This is a genomic window from Xanthomonas maliensis (genome assembly GCF_009192945.1).
Classification (GTDB): domain Bacteria; phylum Pseudomonadota; class Gammaproteobacteria; order Xanthomonadales; family Xanthomonadaceae; genus Xanthomonas; species Xanthomonas maliensis.
The window spans coordinates 1-20,862 of the sequence record NZ_NSET01000025.1 but is presented as its reverse complement, the minus strand read 5'-3'; the positions used below and the strand labels follow the sequence as shown (position 1 = coordinate 20,862).

Below are 20,862 nucleotides of genomic sequence, written 5' to 3'. Positions count from 1 at the left end.
GCCCACATCCACAACGGCCGCGACCATCGCTGCCGTTGTGGATTACTCCTCAGCGCGTGCGCATCAGAACGTCGCGTCCAGGGTCAGGAACACCTGCCGCGGCGCGCTGGCATGGAACGCCAGCTGGCGGCCGTTGGGATCGCTATTGGCGAAGGCCGTCAGGTTGGACGCGTAACGCTTGTCGGTAAGATTGGTGACATTGAGCGACAACTTCAGACCCTGCAGCACGCCGACCTGGCCGAAGTCATAACCACCGCCCGCATCGAAGGCGGTGTAGCCGCCGAAGCCCTGGTCGTTGGTATAGGTGTAATAGCGCTGACCGGTGTACTTGCCGCGCAGGTTGAGATTCCACGGCCCGTAATTGAAGGCCAGCTCGCTGGCGAACATGCGCTTGGGCGTGTCGACGGTGTACTTGCCGGCAGTGGGAATCACCACCCCGTTCTGCACATAGTTGTCGTCGTAGGTCGAGCGGTTGATCGAGGCCGAGTTGTACCACTGCAGGTAGCTGGTCGGCTTCCAGATCACCGTCAGTTCGCCACCGCGGCTGCTGACCGAGCCGACGTTGAAGAAGCGGGTGGTGCAGGCCGGGCTGGTGCCCTGCTGGATGCTCGGGCAGGGATTGAGCGAGAGCAGGCGGTTGTCGAAGGTGACGTCGTAACCGACCAACGAGGCCTCGACGCGATCACGCACGAAGCGATAGCCGGCTTCCAGCGTGCGCGACTTTTCCGGCTCCAACGCACCCACGCTGGCATCGAACGATGCCTGGGTGACCAGCAGCGGGCCGCCGGCACCGCCGCCCTGGAAGGCGGCGATGTTCTCGGCGTAGGAAGCAAACACCTCCTGGCCGTCGGCGATCTTGAAGCCCAGGCCGATCTGCGGCAGCACCGATTCGCTGGCCTTCAGCGTGCCATTGGCCACCGGCGCTTCCACTGCCAGGCCAGGGGTCTCGCGTGCAGTCATTTCGGTACTCGGGCTCTTGATGCCCAGATCCACACTCAGGCGTTCGTCGAGAAACTTGAAGCTGCCCTGCACATAGAACTGCCGCGTGGTGATGAGGTAGTTCTGCGAGAACAGTCGGCGGTTCGGGTTCTGCAGGAACTTGTCATCGTCCACCGGGCCGGTGATCCAGTAGAAGTTGCGCTCCACGTCATGGTGGTTGCGCTCGTACCACAAGCCTGCTTCCAGGTGATGCGGGCCCAGATCCCAACCCAGCGAGGCGATACCGCCTGTGCGATCGATCCAGTAGTTGGTGCTGCGGATGGAGATCGGCAACGCGTCCGGCGTGCCCGGATTGGATGCCTGGCCAGGCGACCACCAATGGCCCTGGCCCTTGTTCTGATGATGATAGAGCTGGGTGTGCAGGCTGATCGCATCGTTGGGCTGGAAGTCGCCGGCCACGTAGTACAGATCGTCGTCGCGCAACGCGCGGCTCTGGTAATAGGCGTCGTCGATATTGTCCACGCCGCCGCTGAAGCCGCAGCGCGCCGGGTTACGCGTGGCCGGCGCGCAGTAGGCCGCCGCCAAGGCGCGGTTCCAGTCCGGTGCGTACAGATTCCAGTCCCACCCCAGTCCGCGCACCAAGCCACTCTTGGACAGATAGGCGTAGTCGGCTTGCGAGGTCCGCGAGGTGTCGGCGAAGGCCGTCAGCTTGCCGCCGTCGAATTGATATACGCCCTTGGCGTTGAATTGGCGGGTGCTGGTCGGCGAGTCTGGGCGCGCCCACATGTCGGCCTTGGCGTTGATCCCGGACAGATACGCCGAGAAGCCGTTGTAGTCGCCGGTGTCCATGCGCAGGAACGTGCGCCGATTGGCGTCCGAGCCCAGCGTCTGCGACAGCTGCCCGCCGAAGACGCTGGACGGATCGGCCGAGTAGTACTGAATGGTGCCGCCCAGATTGCTGGTGGAGGCCGTTCCCAGCGCACCGATGCCCGAGGCCAGTTCCACGCCGCCGAAATTCTCCGCGATCAATGCGCGGCTGATGTTGAGACCGTTGTAGTTGCCGTAGGCGTTGTCGCCCAGCGGCAGGCCGTCCAGGGTGTAGCCCAGGCGCGTGCCATTGAAGCCACGCAGGCTGATGGTCTGCGACTCTTCGTTGGCACCGAAGGCGTCGTTGGATTGCACGTTCACGCCCGGCATGCGGTTGAGCAGCTTCTGGATGCTGGTGCCCGGCGGCAACACCGGGATGTCCTGCGCGGTGATGCGCTGCACCTGGCGCGTTTCGCCCTGGCCGATCACCGACACCGCATCGAGCTGCTGCACCGTCGTGGCACCGGGATCGGCTGGGGCGTCTGCCTCGGCAGCATGGGCAAGGCGAGGAAGAACCAGCACGGCGAGGACGGCAGCACTGAGGAGATGGGTCTTGGGCATGGGCACAGGGGGAGGTGAACAGATGACGGCCAGCGTGCGACAGCTGTCTTGCGTCAGTGCGACTGTCTTATGACAGCCGGACGACACGGGCTACGTATTGCGCGCCGTCATTGCCTTTGCCGGCATGCCGCTGTCATCCGGGTGTCGTACGCTACGCGGTTTCTACCGTGTCGTTCGAGGCTCGCCATGTTGCGCTCTGTCCATCGCCCGCCTGCCCTGACCTGCCTGGCCATCGCTGCCGTCCTGGCGGCCAGCGGCATGGTCATCGCCAAGCAACCTGTCGGCTCGGTGATCGCCACCGACGCGCACGGCTATCTGGACCAGCGTGCGCTGCCCGACAGTCGACGCCTGGTGCCACCGCCGCCGCAGGACGGCAGCGCGGCGCTGGCCAACGACGAGGCGGTTGCCAAGGCCATGCTCGCGCTGCGTGGCACGCCACGCTGGGACCTGGCCGCACGCGATGCGGTGTTGTCCTTCCCGGCAGCGGCCAGCCATTTCAGCTGTGCGCTCGGCGTGCCGATCGATGCCACCAACACCCCGCACCTGCTGCGTCTGCTCGAGCGCAGCATGCGCGATGCCAGCACCAGCACCAGTGCCGCCAAGGCGCTGTATCAACGCCCGCGCCCCTTCATGCGTAACGACCAACCCAGCTGCACACCGGACGATGAAGCCAGCCTGCGCAAGAACGGTTCCTACCCTTCCGGGCACACCGCAATCGGCTGGGCCTGGGGATTGATCCTGGCCGAAGTGGCGCCGGCGCAGCAGGATGCGCTGCTGGCGCGCGCGCGCGCGTTCGGTGACAGCCGACTGGTCTGCAACGTGCACTGGCAGAGCGACGTCCTGCAAGGCCGCATGCTGGGTGCGGCGACGGTCGCCGCGTTGCACGACAATGCGGAATTCCGTGCGGATCTGGCAGCGGCCCGCAACGAGATCGCCAAGGCGCGCGCAAAGGCGCCGCAGTGGGCGAGCTCGGACACCTGCAGTACCGAAGCCGCTGCCTTGCAGACGCCGCTGCCAGGCGTGCTTTAAGGTCGGCCAGCGCGCGACCAGCGGCCACGCTGGTCGTGGCGCGGACCGGCCGCAGGCACCGCGCTGTGCACTGGCAGGTGGCGTCCATGACCACCGCCCACCGAACCCATCGGCTTACTTGCCGATGCAGAAGCTGGAGAAGATCTTGCCGAGCAGCTCGTCGGCGCTCATGCGTCCGGTGATTTCGCCCAGGGCCTCGTGGGCCAGGCGCAGTTCCTCCGCCGCCAGCTCCAGCTGTTCCAGTTGCAGTTCCAGATCGGCCGCGGCCGCGTGCTCGGCGGCCTGTCGCAGGGCCTGGACGTGACGTGCGCGTGCGGAGAATTCGCCCTCCATCGGCTCGCTGCCTTCGCCGATGGCGATCGCACGCAGGCGTGCGTGCAGCGCGTCCAGTCCCTGCCCGGTCACTGCCGAGACGGCTAGTGCGTCGGCTTCCAATACTGGCGCCGCTGGCAGCAGGTCGCTCTTGTTATGGATCCACAGCTGGCGCGGCACCGCGGCCAGCGCATCGCCCAACGCTGCTCGCGCTGCGTGTGGGTCGCGCGCATCGGCCACGACGATGGCCAGGTCGGCGCGTTGCAATTCGGCATGTGCACGTCGCATGCCTTCGCGCTCGATCGCATCGCCGCCTTCGCGCAGGCCGGCGGTATCGACCAGACTGAGTTCGAAGCCATCCAGCTGCAAGGTTTCCTGCAAGGTGTCGCGGGTCGTGCCGGCCACATCGGTGACGATGGCCCGCTCGCTGCCTGCCAGCGCATTGAGCAAGGAACTCTTGCCGGCATTCGGCGGACCGACCAACACCGCATGCAGTCCATCGCGCAGTTTGCGGCCACGCTCGGCGTCGCGCAGCAAGGTCTCCAGCAGGCCACGCGCCTCGGCCAGGCCGTCGCGCACCTGGTGACCTCCCAAGGTGTCCAACGGCTCGTCGGCGAAATCGATCGCCGCCTCGACATGCACGCGCAGATGGGTCAACTGCCCGCCCAGCGCGTCCACCCGCCGCGAGAACACGCCATCGAGCGACCGCCGCGCCGCGCGCGCCGCGCGCAGGTCACCGGCCGCGATCAGGTCGGCGATCGCCTCGGCCTGCGCCAGATCCAGCTTGCCGTTGAGGAAGGCACGTTCGCTGAACTCGCCGGCGCGCGCCTGACGTGCCCCCAGCGCAACGCAACGCGCCACCAGTTGCCGCAGCAGCAGTGGGCTGCCATGGCCTTGCAGTTCCACCACGTCCTCGCCGGTGAAGCTGTGGGGGGCGGGAAACCACAGCACGATGCCATCGTCGATGACCGCACCCTGGGCATCGTGAAAGCGCGCATAGCGGGCTTGTCGCGGCCGCAGATCGGCGACACCGAGCGCGCCGGCAATCGGTGCCGCCTGCGGTCCGGACAGGCGGACGATGCCGATCCCGCCGGTGCCGGCGGCACTGGCGATCGCAACGATGGTGGAGGTCGTGGAAGACATGGTGGCCGAGCGCGAATCAGAGCGTCTGCAATTGTGCGCGCGCCTGCGCGGCGCCGCTGCCCTGCGGTTGCAAGGCCAGATAAGTGGAATAGGCCTTGCGTGCCTTTTCGCGCTCGCCCGCCTTGGCATACGCGTCGCCGAGATTGAGGTAGGCCACCGCGCGCGACGGATCGATCTTCAAAGTGTTCTCCAGCCAGCGCGCTGCTTCGGCGTAACGTTCCTGGCGGTAGTAGACGAAGCCGAGATTGTTGGCGGCCAGCGCGAAATCCGGCCGCAGCTTGAGCGCTTCGGCGAATTGATCGGCCGCTTCGGCATAGCGCTTTTCCTTGTACAGCTGCAAGCCGCGCTCGTTGGCCAGCTGTGCGCGTTGGCGCTCGCTGCTCTTGACGGCGACCGGCAGCACCAGCCGCGCCTCGCCGCCTTGCAAGGTCTTGACCGTCACCGGCGTCGCCGCGGCCGTCGCGGTGCCGGTGGCCGGCGTCGCCGGGCGCACAGCGTCCACGCGTCCGTTGAGCGCGATCGCCTCGGCCGACAGCTGGGCGGTGTCGGCGGTCAGGAACTCCTCGCCACGCGGCACTTCGAATACGAATTCGCCGCCCTGCGAGCCGGGCAGGCTGCCGAACGCCGGGGTTTGCGCCGATACCGCCGACACCGCTGGCGCGACATACGCCGCCAGTTCGGTGCCAGTGATCAAGCCGTCGCCATTGAGATCGCCCTTGCCGGCCAAGGCCTGCAACAGCACCCAGGTGAAGACCGAATGCCCGTTGGGACCGCTGTCGGCGACCTGCTGGTCGGCGCCGCCGGCGGTCAGCATCTGGCGGGCGATGCGACGCGCATTCTCGCGCAGATAGGCACCGGCGGTGGGGCCGCCACGGGTCAGTCCCAGCCCGCTGTAGCAGGCGTCCATCACGAACAGCACGTGCTTGGCCTGCAGGCTTTCGGCGATGTTCTGCAGATCGCTCATTGCGATCGCATCACTGGCCAGGTGCTCCGGATCCGAATCGGCCGGAATGATGTAGCCCAGGTCACGCCCAGAAGCCAGCTTGCGGGTGGCACCATGTCCGGCGAAGAACACGAAGACGCGATCGTTGGTCTGCGTGCGGCCGTCTGCCAGCCGGTCGTGGAAGGCAGCCAGGATGTTGTTGCGGGTGGCCTGCCCATTCTTGAGCACGATCACTTGCGAGGATGGAAATCCCAGCGGGCCGGTCAAGGTATCGGCGATCGCCTGAGCATCGTTGGCGGCGTATTCGAGTTTCGGCCAGTGTGCGTAGTCGTCGATGCCGATCACCACTGCCCACGAATTGGCATAGCCGGTGGTCACGGTGTTGGCTGCAGCCGGATTGGCGGCACGCGCCACCGAGAACTCGCGTCCGTTCCAGCCAGCGAACTGATAGCCATCGGCGATCAGGCGGTCGAGGATCTGCGGCAGCGCCTTGACGGCGCGATCGTGGATGTCATGGAACAGGATGATGCCGCGCTGTTCCTTGTCGACTTGCGACAGCACGCGCTGCACGATCGAGTCGGGCACCGGATCGGCCCAGTCCAGCGAATCGATGTTCCACATGATCGACGTCAGCCCGGCCTCTGACAGCAACTGCAGGCCTTCGGCATTGCGCGCGCCGTAGGGAAAGCGGAACAGCGGCGCACGTTTGTCGTCGACGGCACGCAGCAAGGTGTCGGTGTCGAAGACCTGGCTGCGCAGTGCCGGGCCGGTGGTCTTGGACAGTTGCGCGTGGGTCAGGCTGTGATTGCCAACGGCGTAGCCGTCCTCCATCAGCGTGTGGCTGATCTTGGCCAGTGGCGACAAGCTCGATTTGCCCTGCGCGTCGAGCGTGCCCAGGTTGCGGCCGACTTCGAAGAACACCCCAGGGACGTCGTAGCGCTTGAGGATCGCCACGATCTCTTCGGTATAGGCCTTGTGCGGGCCATCGTCGAAGCTGAGCACGACGGTCTTGGGCGGCAGGTCGCGGCCGAAGACTTCGCTGTCGCTGTCGTGGCTGGGCAACGGATACGGCTCGACCGTGCCATAGTCGCGCAGGATGGTCTCGCGCTTGTACAGGCTGCGCAGGTGCGCCACGTAGTCGTCCCACTTCTCGCGCTTTTGCACGATGGCGCGCGTGCGATCGAAGCGGCTGAAGATCTGCGTCAGTTCCTGGTTGTAGTTGCGCTCGATCTCGTCCAGCGCCTGCAGGTCTTCGCCGATGCGCTGATGCAGCTTGACCGCAGGCAGGCTGGAATCGCTGCCAATGCGCGCATGCAGATCGCGCAGGATTTCGCGGAACGCCAGGCGATCGGCATCGTAGAGATCCGGAGCCGATTCGATCTCCTCGAGCATCGCCGCCACGGTCGCCAGTCGCGTGGGCGAGCCAGAAGCCAGCACGCGTTGCAGCTGGGCGTCGATGCGCTCGCGTTGATCCAGGTTGTCGTGGAAGAGTTGTTGCCCGACGCTCTCGGAGGTCGCGCGATCGCGCGGCGATTGGCTGCTCTCGTCGGCCAGCAGCACGATAATGCGGCGGTGCCGGTCCAGCTGCTTGCGCAACTCCGCGATCAGCGCATGCGCGTCGTCATCGTTGACCGGCGCCGATGCAGCGGAGGTCGCGGGCGCGGCGCCGTTCGATGGCCCGGCGTTGCCGGCCTGCTGACGACTACAGCCGGCCGGCGCCAGCAGACCGGCGCACGCGATGCCCAGCAACCACACGCGCAATGGCGATGACGTCACGACAGCCTCCCTGGCACGAGCAAGAACAGACGGCAAACGAACGTGGGACCGATGTGCAAAGCCCGCCGTGCGGCGGGCCTTGCGTGGATTACTTGCTGTTGGCCTGGATGATCTTGCTCGGCTTCTCGCCGTGCTGGCGGATCATCCACCACTGGATCAACAGACCCAGTCCACCGTTGACCACCCAGTACAGCACCAGACCGGCCGGCATGAACGCCATCATGACGCCGAACACCAGCGGCATGAACTGCATCATCTTGGCCTGCATCGGGTCCATGCCCGGCGTCGGGGTCAGCTTCTGCGTGGCCCACATGATGGAAATGTTGAGCACTGGCAGGATGAAGTAGGGATCGCGCGCAGTCAGGTCCTGGATCCAGCCCAGCCACGGTGCCTGGCGCAGTTCCACCGATTCCACCAGCACCCAGTACAGCGCGAAGAAGATCGGCATCTGGATCAACAGCGGCAGGCAGCCGCCCATCGGGTTGATCTTCTCCTTCTTGTACAGCTCCATCATCGCCTGGTTGAACTTGGCGCGATCGTCGCCGTAGCGTTCCTTGAGCTGCTGCAGGCGCGGTTGGAACTTGCGCATCTTGGCGCCGGACTTGTACTGCGCGGCCGACAGCGGATACAGCGCCAAGCGCAGCAGCACCACCAGGCCGATGATGGCCCAGCCCCAGTTGTGCAGCACGCTGTGCAGATGGCTCAGCACCCAGAACAGGCCCTGGCCGATGATGGCCATCAGCGAGAAGCGGCTGTAGTCGACCACGCGGTCCAGACCCTTCACGTCTTCCTTGGCGATCTGGCTGACCAACTTCGGGCCCACCCACAGCCGTGCTTCGGTGCTGGCGCTCTGGCCAGGGGCCACGGTGAAGGCCGGGCCGCGCAACTCGGCGACATCGCGCGGACCATCCTGCGCCAGCAGGTACAGCGAGGCCTGATCCTGCTGCGGAATCCAGGCGGTGAAGAAGTGGTGCTGCAACAGCGCCATCCAGCCGCCGGTGATCTGCCGATTCAGACCGCCATCGTCCATGTAGTCCTTGAAGGCGCGTCGTTCGTAGCCGCCCTGCGGGCTATACCAGGTGGCACCGTTGAAGCTGAAGGAATCCGGGTTGGTCATGCCGCGGCTGAGAATGGTCGGCACTCGGCTCAGCTTGCGGAACACATAGCCATTCCATGGCGCGGCGCTCTTGTTGATCACCTCGTCCTTGACCGAGATCGCGTAGCGACCGCGTTCCAGGGTGAAGGTCCGCCGGATCGACACGCCATTGGGGCCGTTCCAGACGAACGGCACCACCAGCGTCTTCTGGCCATCGGCCAGGGCGAAGGTGCTGCCGGCGTGTTCGACCCGGAAGCCGCCCGGGCCCGGTACCGGCGAATGCTCGCTGGCCCAGCCGCTGACCGCGCTATAGGGATGCGCCGGATCTTCAGTGAGCAGACTGACCGGCGTGTTGCCGTTCTTGGTCTGGGGAAATTGCAGCAGTTCGGCGTCCAGCACACTGCGCCCGTCCAGCTTCAGGCGCAGGACGTCGGTGCTGACCGTGATCACCGGCGCGGCAGTTGCCGCCGCGGCAGGCGTCGCTGCGGCAGTCGACGTCGAAGCCGCGGCCGGCGGCGCGGTACCACCCGCCTGTGGAATCGCCTGTGCAGCGGGCACATTGGCCGAAGGCGCAGCGGCATCGGGATCGCGGGCTGCCGGAACCTGGGCAGCCACGGGTGCCGGCGCGTTGGCGGCGGCCTTGTCCTTGCCCCACTCCATCCACAACAGCGCCGCAACCATCAGCCAGGCGAAAATCAGAAAAACTCGGGTCTGGTTCATCGGACAACAACTCGCTCAGTCGGAACTTGGGTTCCGGCTCGGTCGGGGAAGGGAAGATGGGCGTGACGTGCTTGCGGGCGGCATTGTGCCGGGCGCAGCAGGCAGGGGCAATGCGCCGGCACGGCGCAGCAGGCGCACAAAGGCTTCGCGTACCTGGGCGTTCTCGGCCTGCGCGGCTGCCGAACGCGCCACGATGACGTAGTCGCCGCCTGCCAGTTCCAGGCGCAGATGGCGCATGGCATCGCGCAATACGCGCTTGATGCGATTGCGCCCCACTGCGCGGCGGTCCACCTTGCGCGAGACGGCCATCCCCAGGCGGGGAGAGGTCTCGGCAGGTAGCCAGTGCAGGCTGAGTAGCGGGTCGGAGAGGCGACGCGCGCCATCAAAGACCCGGGTATATTCCGCACGCGTACGAACCCGCGCAGAGCGAGGGAATCGCCTGCACGGGTCCGATGCGTTCACGATGGGGACTGCCTCGGCCGCGGAGAGCGGCGCGGCAATCAAGCGCTCAGGCGCTTGCGGCCCTTCGCGCGACGGCGCGCCAGGATCTTGCGGCCATCGGCAGTCGCCATACGGGCGCGGAAGCCATGGTCGCGTGCGCGCTTGAGATTGCTGGGTTGGTACGTACGCTTGGTGGCCATGGGGCCCTCTGCATGAATGAAGACGGTGAACCGGAAATTCTAGTGCAGGTCTGGTGCGCCGGTCAACTGCCGACACGCGTTTGCGACGTGACGGTCCGCACGGGCTGTGGATGGACCTGTGAATAACCCTGGGAAAAATCGCCCCTCGATGCTAGTCTGGTCCATCCTCTTTTCACGACCGGGCTGCGTGCACGGCGCTTTCCTGCGCGCCGCAGCCAGCAACAGATGATCACACTTTGATGGATGCTTGGCCCCGCTGTCTGGAACGTCTCGAAGCCGAATTCCCGCCCGAGGACGTCCACACCTGGTTGAAACCCCTGCAGGCCGAGGATCGCGGCGACACCGTCGTGCTGTACGCGCCCAACGCCTTCATCGTCGAGCAGGTGCGCGAGCGCTACCTGCCGCGCATCCGCGAACTGCTGTCCTATTTCGCCGGGTCCGGTGATGTGGTGTTGGCGGTCGGCTCGCGCCCGCGGGCGCCCGAACCTGCGCCAGCCGCTGCCGCGGCGCCCGTCAGCGCGCCGGCCACGGCCGCGCCGATGGTCCCATTCGCCGGCAACCTGGATTCGCATTACACCTTCGCCAACTTCGTCGAGGGCCGCAGCAACCAGCTCGGCCTGGCCGCCGCCATCCAGGCGGCACAGAAGCCCGGCGACCGCGCGCACAACCCGCTGTTGCTGTACGGGAGCACCGGTCTGGGTAAAACCCATCTGATGTTCGCCGCCGGCAATGCGTTGCGCCAGGCCAATCCGGCCGCCAAGGTCATGTACCTGCGCTCGGAGCAGTTCTTCAGCGCGATGATCCGGGCGCTGCAGGACAAGGCGATGGACCAGTTCAAACGCCAGTTCCAGCAGATCGATGCGCTGCTGATCGACGACATCCAGTTCTTCGCCGGCAAGGACCGCACGCAGGAAGAGTTTTTCCATACCTTCAACGCGCTGTTCGACGGCCGCCAGCAGATCATCCTGACCTGCGACCGTTATCCGCGCGAAGTCGAGGGGCTGGAACCGCGGCTGAAATCGCGCCTGGCCTGGGGCCTGTCGGTGGCGATCGACCCGCCGGACTTCGAGACCCGCGCGGCGATCGTGCTGGCCAAGGCACGCGAGCGCGGCGCGGAGATTCCCGACGACGTCGCCTTTTTGATCGCCAAGAAGATGCGCTCCAACGTGCGCGACCTGGAAGGCGCGCTCAACACGCTGGTGGCACGCGCCAACTTCACCGGCCGCGCCATCACCGTGGAATTCGCCCAGGAGACGCTGCGCGACCTGCTGCGTGCCCAGCAACAGGCGATCGGGATCCCGAACATCCAGAAGACCGTCGCCGACTACTACGGCTTGCAGATGAAGGACCTGCTGTCCAAGCGCCGCACGCGTTCGCTGGCGCGGCCGCGGCAGGTGGCGATGGCGCTGGCCAAGGAGCTGACCGAGCACAGCCTGCCGGAGATTGGCGATGCCTTTGCCGGCCGCGACCACACCACCGTGCTGCACGCCTGCCGGCAGATCCGCACGCTGATGGAGACCGACGGCAAGCTGCGCGAGGACTGGGAAAAGCTGATTCGCAAGCTCAGCGAGTAAGCGGACGGCAGCAAACGACGTCCGTTGGAAAAAAGCGTGGAGTTGTTGGGGCCAAATGCGGGAGAATCTGTGGATAAACACGCAGCTGGCGCAGGGTGGAAATCTATCCACAGCTTTCCCCACCGCTCCAGGGGTAGTCATCCCAAGCCTTTGTCGTCAAGAAAACGCTTGGTAATCAATTGGTTATAGTGGTTGTCCGCTGAAAACGGCCCTACCATCACCACCAAGCTTTTGATTTATTCCACATCTTTAAAAGCATAGGGGCACGGAACCACATGCGTTTCACACTGCAGCGCGAAGCCTTCCTCAAGCCGTTGGCCCAGGTGGTCAACGTGGTCGAACGGCGTCAGACATTGCCCGTCTTGGCGAACTTGTTGGTGCAGGTGAACAACGGACAGCTGTCGCTGACCGGTACCGACCTGGAAGTGGAGATGATTTCTCGCACCCAGGTCGAGGACGCACAGGACGGCGAGACCACGATTCCGGCCCGCAAGCTGTTCGACATCCTGCGGGCGCTGCCGGACGGTAGCCGGGTCACCATCTCGCAAACCGGGGAAAAGGTGACCGTGCAGGCCGGACGTAGCCGCTTCACCCTGGCGACGTTACCTGCCAACGACTTCCCGTCGGTGGACGAGGTCGAGGCGACCGAACGCGTCGCCGTCCCCGAAGCCGGTTTGAAGGAGCTGATCGAACGCACCGCATTTGCGATGGCGCAGCAGGACGTGCGGTATTACCTCAATGGCTTGTTGTTCGATCTGCGCGATGGCTTGCTCCGCTGCGTCGCCACCGATGGGCATCGCCTGGCGCTGTGCGAGACCGAGCTTGAAAAAGATGGCGGCGCCAGGCGGCAGATCATCGTGCCTCGCAAGGGTGTGACCGAATTGCAGCGCCTGCTCGAAGGCGCCGATCGCGAAGTCGAGCTGGAAGTCGGCCGCAGCCATATTCGCGTCAAGCGCGGCGATGTGACCTTCACCTCCAAGCTGATCGATGGACGTTTCCCCGATTACGAGGCAGTGATTCCGATCGGTGCGGACCGAGAAGTGCGGGTGGATCGTGAGGCATTACGCGCGTCGCTGCAGCGCGCCGCAATCCTGTCGAACGAAAAGTACCGTGGCGTGCGCGTGGAGGTGTCTCCCGGGCAGTTGAAGATCAGCGCGCACAACCCGGAGCAGGAAGAGGCGCAGGAAGAGATCGAGGCTGATACCAAGGTGGATGACCTGGCGATCGGCTTCAACGTGAACTACCTGCTAGATGCGTTGTCCGCATTGCGCGATGAGCACGTGGTGATCCAGCTGCGCGATGCGAATTCCTCTGCCTTGGTCCGTGAAGCCAGTAGTGAGAAATCCCGCCACGTCGTGATGCCACTGCGTCTCTGACGCTCGGTTCCACGTGGAACACAAACGCCCAGCCCCAGTGCTGGGCGTTTGTGTTTGCGTGTCTCGATTCAGAGAACGTCATGTAACCGCGGCAAAAGCGTCATGGTTCTAGAGTCCGCTTCCGATGCGTGGCAATGCTTGCAAAGACTTTCCCCGAGCCAGATAGAGCGCATCGGCTAGGTGTTCTGAGCGCTACTGGGCGGACAGCCAGCAAAGATCTCCGCAGTGGCGAGTGTCTGCGCTTGTCGAATGGCTCTTCGCGCCCACAGGTCTGTGCGTCGAGCGTGCAATCGGTCAAGCCTCGTGCAGGCAGGCAGTGTCCGGTGACCCGCCATGATGTTCGAAGAGGCGTCCGGGCACGGTCAACACGGATCAGCCTTCCGTGCTCACCCGCCGCCCGCATCGACGTGCGTCGCGGCTGTTGCGGCTGCTCTGGAGTTATGCACATGCCTTTTTGCTTTAAATCTAGAAACTTATTAAAGGCTTTGTGGTGCTGGTAGTGTCAGATTTCACGGAAAACATATCTAAGCGGGTGATATAGATAGTTTTTTGATGCGCGAAACCCTGTGCGTGCAGATCGCTGAAGGTGTGTCTTTGTTGTGGACAAGACCCGATCCGGGCCGGGTTGCGGAAGTTACCCACAACTTACCCCCAACACGTGCACCGGTGACTCTGCTCGCCGGTGATCGGCCTCATCACGTATCCTTTCATCGGCCGCGCTATCTGGCCCGCTCAGAGCAGAGTCTTCATGCATGTTGTGCGCTTGTCCCTGCATCGCCTTCGTCGATTCGCAGCGGTGGAACTTCATCCCTCTCCGGGTCTCAACCTGCTCACTGGCGATAACGGTGCCGGTAAGACGAGTGTCCTGGAAGCCCTGCATGTGATGGCCTACGGTCGGAGCTTTCGCGGCCGCGTGCGAGATGGGCTGGTCCAGCAAGGGGCTGATGCGCTGGACGTCTTTGTCGAATGGCAAGAGCGTACGCTCGATGGATCCGAGCGGCGCCGCCGGGGCGGCTTACGCCATAGCGGCCACACCTGGACTGGCCGTCTAGACGGCGAAGATGTGGCGCAGCTTGGCACGCTATGCGCCGCGCTAGCAGTGGTGACGTTCGAGCCCGGCAGCCATGTTTTGATCAGCGGCGGTGGTGAGCCACGCCGTCGTTTCATGGATTGGGGCTTGTTCCACGTGGAACCTGACTTTTTGGGGCTCTGGAGGCGTTATGCGCGCGCCCTGAAGCAGCGCAATGCCTTGCTAAAGCAGGGCGCGGCCTCCCGGTTGTTGGACGCGTGGGATCAGGAGCTCGCCGAATCGGGCGAACTGTTGACCTCACGACGGTTGGGATACCTGGATCGCCTACAACGGCTGCTGCTGCCCGTCGCCGACGGCTTGGCACCGTCGTTGGGAATCGATGGGCTGCACTTCTCGCCTGGCTGGAAGCGCCAGGAGGTGTCGCTCGCCGACGCACTCTTGGTGGCGCGCGAACGCGATCGCCAGGCGGGCTACACCACCCAAGGGCCCCACCGAGGCGACTGGCAGCCTTCATTTGCACACGTGCCTGGACGCGAGGCGCTCTCCCGCGGTCAGGCAAAGCTGACCGCTCTCGCCTGCCTGTTGGCACAAGCCGAGGATTTTGCGCTGGAGCGTGGCGAGTGGCCGGTGATCGCGCTCGATGACCTGGGGTCGGAACTGGACCGTCATCATCAAGCCCGCGTGATCCAGCGCCTGCAGTCAGTCCCGGCCCAGGTGCTGATCACAGCCACTGAGCTCCCCCCGGGCCTGGCAACGGCCGAGAGCAGTCTGTGCCGGTTCCACGTGGAACATGGAACCATCATTGCCGCGCCTTGAGACCAGTCCCCGGCGCCAAGGGGCCGACTGGTATAATTGCAACGCTACCCCCCTTTTCTCACGCACGAGCCGGCCTCCCGCCGTCCTCGTGTGTGCTGTGGAGCCAACGGCACGCGCATGACCGACGAACAGAACACCCCGCCCGCCCCCAATAGCACCTACGATTCCAGCAAGATCACCGTCCTGCGTGGCCTGGAAGCGGTCCGCAAGCGCCCGGGCATGTACATCGGCGATGTGCACGACGGCACCGGCCTGCACCACATGGTGTTCGAGGTCGTCGACAACTCGGTCGACGAGGCCCTGGCGGGCCACGCCGACGACATCGTGGTGACCATCCATGCAGACGGTTCGGTGTCGGTGTCTGACAACGGCCGCGGCGTGCCGGTCGACATTCACAAGGAAGAAGGCGTCTCGGCAGCGGAGGTGATCCTGACCGTGCTGCATGCCGGCGGCAAGTTCGACGACAACAGCTACAAGGTGTCCGGCGGTCTGCACGGTGTCGGCGTGTCGGTGGTCAATGCGCTGTCCGAACGCTTGTGGCTCGACATCTGGCGCGACGGCTTCCACTACCAGCAGGAATACGCGCTGGGCGAGCCGCAGTACCCGCTCAAGCAGCTGGAAGCCTCGACCCGCCGTGGCACCACGCTGCGCTTCAAGCCTGCAGTCGAGATCTTCAGCGATGTCGAGTTCCACTACGACATCCTGGCGCGCCGCCTGCGCGAGCTGTCCTTCCTCAATTCCGGCGTCAAGATCACCTTGCTGGACGAGCGCGGCGAAGGCCGCCGCGACGACTTCCACTACGAGGGCGGTATCCGCAGCTTCGTCGAGCACCTGGCGCAGCTGAAGAATCCCCTGCACCCCAACGTGATCTCGGTGACCGGCGAGCACAATGGCATCGTGGTGGATGTGGCGCTGCAGTGGACCGATTCCTACCAGGAAACGATGTACTGCTTCACCAACAATATTCCGCAGAAGGATGGCGGTACCCACTTGGCGGGCTTCCGCGCCGCGCTGACCCGCACCCTCAGCAACTACATCGAACAGAACGGCATCGCCAAGCAGGCCAAGATCGCCTTCTCCGGCGACGACATGCGCGAAGGCATGATCGCGGTGCTGTCGGTGAAGGTGCCGGACCCGAGCTTCTCTTCGCAGACCAAGGAAAAGCTGGTCAGTTCGGACGTCAAGCCCGCGGTGGAAAGCACCTTCGGTGCGCGCCTGGAAGAGTTCCTGCAGGAAAACCCCAACGAAGCCAAGGCGATCGCCGGCAAGATCGTCGACGCTGCGCGCGCCCGCGAGGCCGCACGCAAGGCCCGCGACCTGACCCGCCGCAAGGGCGCGCTCGATATTGCCGGCCTGCCCGGCAAGCTGGCCGACTGCCAGGAGAAGGATCCGGCGCTGTCGGAGCTGTTCATCGTCGAGGGTGACTCGGCAGGCGGCTCGGCCAAGCAGGGCCGCAATCGCAAGAATCAGGCAGTGTTGCCGTTGCGCGGCAAGATCCTCAATGTCGAACGTGCCCGCTTCGATCGCATGCTTTCCTCCGACCAGGTCGGCACCCTGATCACCGCGCTGGGCACCGGCATCGGCAAGGACGAGTACAACCCGGACAAGCTGCGCTACCACCGCATCATCATCATGACCGACGCCGACGTCGACGGCTCGCACATCCGCACCCTGCTGCTGACGTTCTTCTACCGGCAGATGCCGGAGTTGATCGAGCGCGGGCACATCTACATCGGTCTGCCGCCGCTGTACAAGCTCAAGCAGGGCAAGAGCGAGCTCTATCTCAAGGACGACGCGGCGCTGGATGCCTACCTGGCCAATAGCGCCGTCGAAGGCGCAGCGCTGATCCCGGCCGCTGACGAACCGCCAATCACCGGCGAGGCGTTGGAAAAATTGCTGCTGTTGTTCGCTGGCGCACGCGATGCCATCGCCCGCAATGCCCATCGCTACGATTCGGCCTTGCTGACCGCGCTGATCGACCTGCCGCCACTGGATGTGGCCGCACTGCAGGCCGAAGGCGAGCAGCACCCGGCCCTGGAGCGGTTGGAGGCCGTGCTCAACCGCGGCACCCTGGGAACTGCGCGTTATCAGCTACGGTTCCAGCCGGAAACCGATCAGCGTCCGGCCACGCTGGAAGTCGTGCGTCGACACATGGGCGAAGAGCTGACCCGTTGGGTGCCGATGGCTGCTTTCGAGAGCGGCGAATTGCGGCCGCTGCGCGAAGTCGCGCGGGCGCTCGACGGCCTGGTGCGCGACGGCGCTCAGATCATGCGCGGCAACAAGAGCCACACGATCAGCAGTTTCGCCCAGGCACAAGCGTGGTTGCTGGAGGAAGCCAAGAAGGGCCGCCAGGTGCAGCGCTTCAAGGGTCTGGGCGAAATGAATGCCGAGCAGCTGTGGGAGACCACGGTCAACCCCGACACCCGTCGCCTGCTGCAGGTGCGGATCGAGGATGCCGTCGCCGCCGACCAGATCTTCAGCACCTTGATGGGCGATGTGGTGGAGCCGCGCCGCGACTTCATCGAAGACAACGCGCTGAAGGTCTCCAACCTGGACATCTGAGTCCTTTGCCGGGCCGGTGCTGCCCACGGGCGCGCCGGTAGGCGTCTATCGCAGGACGACGATGCAAACAGATTCCCTGCCGTCCCCGGCTACTCCGTCGAGCCCGACGCAGACAGTCCCTGCCCCGCTGGGTCCAGTCCTGCTGGGTTTCGCGATCGATGTGTTGATTGCAGTCGGCCTGCTGCTGTTTCTGAGCGTAGCCGGGGTCGCGCTGTGGGGGTTCGTGCGCGGTATTGTCCAGATGCAGGCGCTACGCGCGCAGGGCGGCACACCGACCCCGGCCGAGGTGATTGCCGCCGTGGGCCAGCCCGGCGTGTTGGCACAACTGGCCACCGCGTTGGTGAGCACGGCCACACCAGCCATCCTGCTCTATCTCTGGCGCCGCCGTGCCAGCCCTGCCGAACGCGCACACAGCCGGGCCGCCGTGCGGCGCGGCCGGACCTGGGGGTGGACCGCGTTGGTGGCGGTCGCGGTGTTCGTGCTCAGTAATCTGGTCAGCGTGGTGGCGTCGGCCCTCGGGATCAAACCGGTCCCGACCAACCTGCCGTTGATGGAGGAGGCTATCCGTCAATGGCCGCTGGCCTTGCTGGTCTTCGCGGTGGCGATCGCCCCGGCCTACGAGGAACTGTTGTTCCGTCGCGTGCTGTTCGGACGCCTGCTGGCCGCGGGCCGGCCCTGGCTCGGCATTGTCCTGAGCAGCGCACTGTTCGCCTTGATCCATGAAGTGCCAGGGATCAGCGGCAATGGACCGGCCGCCATCGTCCAGCTGTGGTTGATCTACGGCGCCATGGGTGCAGCGTTCGCCTGGCTGTATTGGCGCACTGGCACCTTGTGGGCACCGATTGCCGCCCATGGCATCAACAATGCCACGGCGCTGGCGGCCCTGTACTTCTTTGGTCTCGGTTAGCGAGTTTGACGAAAAGTTAAGACGAGCCTGCCAAAATGCGCGTCCGGACTCGGGGGACCGCATGAAAACCAGAAAGACCTTGATCGTGATCGTCGCTTCGCTGGCCTTGGCTGCCTGTGCGACGACCACATCGCCAACTGGCCGACGACAGGTCGTCGGTGGCGTTTCGCAACAGCAGCTCGACCAATTGGGTGCGCAGTCCTTTGCCGAAACCAAGGCCAAGGAAAAGGTCAGTACCGACGCCAAGCAGAACGCCTATGTGCAATGCGTGGTCAATGCGCTGGTCGCGCAGTTACCGCCACAGTGGCGGCAGACCCGCTGGGAAACCGCCGTGTTCGTCGACAACGAAGCCAACGCCTTCGCCCTGCCGGGGGGCAAGGTCGGCGTCAACACCGGCATCTTCACTGTCGCCAAGAATCAGGATCAGCTGGCGGCCGTGCTTGGCCACGAGATCGGCCATGTGATCTCGCGCCACCACGAAGAACGCATCACGCGTCAGTTGGGTGCGCAGACCGGACTGGGCATCATCGGCGCGCTGGCGGGTGCCGCCTACGGCAATACCGCCGCCAGCGCAGTCAATCAGGTTGGCGGAATGACTGCGCAGACGGTATTCCTGCTGCCGGGCTCGCGGACCCAGGAAAGCGAAGCGGACATCGTCGGCCAGCGATTGATGGCACAGGCCGGCTTCGATCCCGCACAAGCGGTCAACCTGTGGCAGAACATGATGGCCGCCGGCGGTGCGCGCCAGCCGCAATGGCTGTCCACCCATCCCGATCCGGCCAACCGTATCCGCGAACTGCAGGCCGACGTCGGCACGCTCGCGCCGGTGTATCAGCAGGCCAGGCAGGCAGGGCGCGTTCCCAAGTGCGGTTGAGGCCGTCGAATGCGCGCGGCTTTGCCGCAGCACAGCATGGAAACCGTTTTCTGGAACTGCGACTTTCTGCTAAGTTTGCCGGCTCAGAATTTTCGTACAGCGTCCATTCCGCTTTTCGTACCGCCTGGCGGCGGCTCGTCCGAGGTGAATCATGAAACTGCCTAACCGCAAGCAAGCCTTGTTGTCCCTGTTTATCGCTGCATCGCTGGGCGGGGCTGTCATCACCGATGCGGTTGCGCAGTCGGATCGTTCGTCCGAGCGTGCCAGCCGCAAGTCCAAGGAGGGCAAGGCCGAGCAGTTGTACCCGCAGGCCACGCGCGAAGCGCCCAAGATCAAGCCGTCCTCCAAGCTCAGCAGCAAGCTGCAGAAACTGATCGACACCTTCAACAAGGGCGAGGATTACGCGGGCGTGCGCGCGCAGGCCGACGAGATTCTCGCCAATGGTTCGGCCAACGAGGCCGACAAGGCGCTGGCGGCCCAGCTGGCCGCCCAGGCCGCCTACAACCTGGACGATACCGCCGCTGCCAAGCAGTACCTGCAGCAGGCGATCAGCCTCAACGCACTGGACAACAACGGCCACTATCAGTCGATGCTGATGTTGGCGCAGCTGCAGTTGCAGGATGACCAGAAGACCGAAGGCCTGGCCACGCTGGACAAATACCTCACCGAGACCAAGTCGCAGCGTCCGGAAGATCTGATCCTCAAGGGCCAGGCGCTGTACCAGGCCGAGCGCTACCAGGAAGCCATTCCGGTGCTCAAGCAGGCCATCGCGGCCTCGCCGGAGCCCAAGGACAACTGGAACCAGTTGCTGATGGCCGCCTATGCCGAAGCCGGCCAGACCGGTGAGGCGGTTGCCGCCGCCGAAGCGCTGGCGGCCAAGTCGCCCAACGACAAGAAGGCCCAGCTCAACCTGGCCAGCATGTACATGCAGGCCGACCAGATGGACAAGGCTGCCGCGGTGATGGACAAGCTGCGCGCCTCCGGCCAGTTGACCGAGGAGAAGGAGTACAAGCAGCTCTACTCGATCTACGCCAATACCGAGAACAAGGAAAAGGACGTCATTGCCGTCATCAACGAGGGCATGCAGAAGGGCATTCTCAAGCCCGACTACCAGACCTACCTGGCACTGGCGCAGTCCTATTACTACAGCGACGACATCCCCAAGGCGATCGAGAACTGGCAGAAGGCTGCGCCGCTATCCAAGGACGGCGAAACCTATCTGAACCTGGCCAAGGTGCTGCATTCCGAAGGCCGCATCCCGGAAGCCAAGCAAGCGGCCCAGCAGGCGCTTGCCAAGGGTGTCAAGAAGCCTGAAGACGCCAAGAAGATCATCAACCTGAAGTAGAAAAGAAAATAAACCCCCGAAATCCCTGTGTTTTTAGTGGTTACAGGACTCGGGATTGGTATAAGCTTGGGAGTTCCTGCGGTGTCAAAGCCGTCCAAATCCTGGGGACCAGCACCCTGGTCCGGGGCCCCCACTGAAAGAGCCATTGGCGCATGACGGAACAACTCGTTGTCCACAGGCATGACTACGATGCCGGGAACCAGGGTCTGAGCTGGCCCCGTATCATCGGTATTGCTTTTGTAATTGCATTGCATCTTGCTGCATTGATGCTGTTGCTGATCCCTGCCGTGGCGCCGAAGGCTCCGGCGGAGAAGGAACGCACCACCATGGTCACCCTGGTGGATGCACCGC

13 protein-coding genes and 2 pseudogenes are annotated in these 20,862 nt (G+C 64.6%); 9 read left to right on the top strand and 6 right to left on the bottom strand.

Features of this window, described 5'->3' with window-relative positions; all coding sequences use genetic code 11:
- Positions 1-63: 63 nt before the first annotated feature.
- Positions 64-2,367, bottom strand: a complete 2,304-nt coding sequence (locus tag CKY51_RS08235) for a TonB-dependent receptor (RefSeq protein WP_152249090.1) — start codon at positions 2,365-2,367, stop codon at positions 64-66.
- 186 nt (positions 2,368-2,553) lie between these two features.
- Here CKY51_RS08235 and CKY51_RS08230 point away from each other — a divergent pair, with 186 nt between their 5' ends.
- Complete coding sequence (locus CKY51_RS08230) at positions 2,554-3,396, top strand: acid phosphatase (protein WP_022972781.1); 843 nt, start codon at positions 2,554-2,556, stop codon at positions 3,394-3,396.
- 114 nt (positions 3,397-3,510) lie between these two features.
- Here the strand turns inward: CKY51_RS08230 and mnmE are convergent, their stop codons facing one another.
- From mnmE to rpmH, 5 genes and pseudogenes are all read right to left on the bottom strand, one after another.
- Positions 3,511-4,851: a tRNA uridine-5-carboxymethylaminomethyl(34) synthesis GTPase MnmE gene (gene mnmE / locus CKY51_RS08225; protein ID WP_022972780.1), complete on the bottom strand. Its 1,341-nt coding sequence runs from the start codon at positions 4,849-4,851 to the stop codon at positions 3,511-3,513.
- Between the two features lie 16 nt (positions 4,852-4,867).
- Positions 4,868-7,570 carry a polysaccharide deacetylase family protein gene (locus CKY51_RS08220; RefSeq protein WP_031339996.1) on the bottom strand — a complete coding sequence of 901 codons (2,703 nt, stop codon included), beginning with the start codon at positions 7,568-7,570 and terminating at the stop codon, positions 4,868-4,870.
- A gap of 88 nt (positions 7,571-7,658) precedes the next feature.
- A complete protein-coding gene (gene yidC / locus CKY51_RS08215) occupies positions 7,659-9,386 on the bottom strand; it encodes a membrane protein insertase YidC (protein WP_022972778.1) in 1,728 nt (575 codons plus the stop codon).
- 28 nt (positions 9,387-9,414) lie between these two features.
- Positions 9,415-9,848: pseudogene (gene rnpA, locus CKY51_RS08210) on the bottom strand (ribonuclease P protein component); the annotation flags it as partial.
- Between the two features lie 38 nt (positions 9,849-9,886).
- The gene (rpmH, locus tag CKY51_RS08205) at positions 9,887-10,027 is read right to left on the bottom strand and encodes a 50S ribosomal protein L34 (RefSeq protein ID WP_022972776.1); all 141 of its coding nucleotides are present in this window, start codon (positions 10,025-10,027) and stop codon (positions 9,887-9,889) included.
- Between the two features lie 239 nt (positions 10,028-10,266).
- On the opposite strand from rpmH, the gene dnaA reads away from it, so the two are divergent.
- The 8 genes and pseudogenes from dnaA to CKY51_RS08160 form a co-directional block, all read left to right on the top strand.
- Positions 10,267-11,601: a chromosomal replication initiator protein DnaA gene (dnaA, locus tag CKY51_RS08195; RefSeq protein ID WP_152249089.1), complete on the top strand. Its 1,335-nt coding sequence runs from the start codon at positions 10,267-10,269 to the stop codon at positions 11,599-11,601.
- Between the two features lie 275 nt (positions 11,602-11,876).
- Positions 11,877-12,977 (top strand): DNA polymerase III subunit beta, encoded by a 1,101-nt coding sequence (gene dnaN / locus CKY51_RS08190; RefSeq protein WP_152249088.1) that lies wholly within the window; start codon positions 11,877-11,879, stop codon positions 12,975-12,977.
- A gap of 748 nt (positions 12,978-13,725) precedes the next feature.
- A complete protein-coding gene (gene recF / locus CKY51_RS08185) occupies positions 13,726-14,823 on the top strand; it encodes a DNA replication/repair protein RecF (protein ID WP_152249121.1) in 1,098 nt (365 codons plus the stop codon).
- Between the two features lie 117 nt (positions 14,824-14,940).
- Positions 14,941-17,385 carry a DNA topoisomerase (ATP-hydrolyzing) subunit B gene (gene gyrB / locus CKY51_RS08180; RefSeq protein ID WP_022974280.1) on the top strand — a complete coding sequence of 815 codons (2,445 nt, stop codon included), beginning with the start codon at positions 14,941-14,943 and terminating at the stop codon, positions 17,383-17,385.
- 61 nt (positions 17,386-17,446) lie between these two features.
- On the top strand, positions 17,447-18,292 hold the full coding sequence (locus tag CKY51_RS08175; RefSeq protein WP_152249087.1) for a CPBP family intramembrane glutamic endopeptidase: 846 nt from the start codon (positions 17,447-17,449) through the stop codon (positions 18,290-18,292).
- Positions 18,293-18,353: 61 nt separating this feature from the next.
- Positions 18,354-19,166, top strand: a complete 813-nt coding sequence (locus CKY51_RS08170) for a M48 family metallopeptidase (protein WP_031340811.1) — start codon at positions 18,354-18,356, stop codon at positions 19,164-19,166.
- 151 nt (positions 19,167-19,317) lie between these two features.
- A complete protein-coding gene (locus CKY51_RS08165) occupies positions 19,318-20,511 on the top strand; it encodes a heme biosynthesis protein HemY (protein WP_152249086.1) in 1,194 nt (397 codons plus the stop codon).
- A gap of 152 nt (positions 20,512-20,663) precedes the next feature.
- Positions 20,664-20,862 (top strand): annotated as a pseudogene (locus CKY51_RS08160) (energy transducer TonB); the annotation flags it as partial.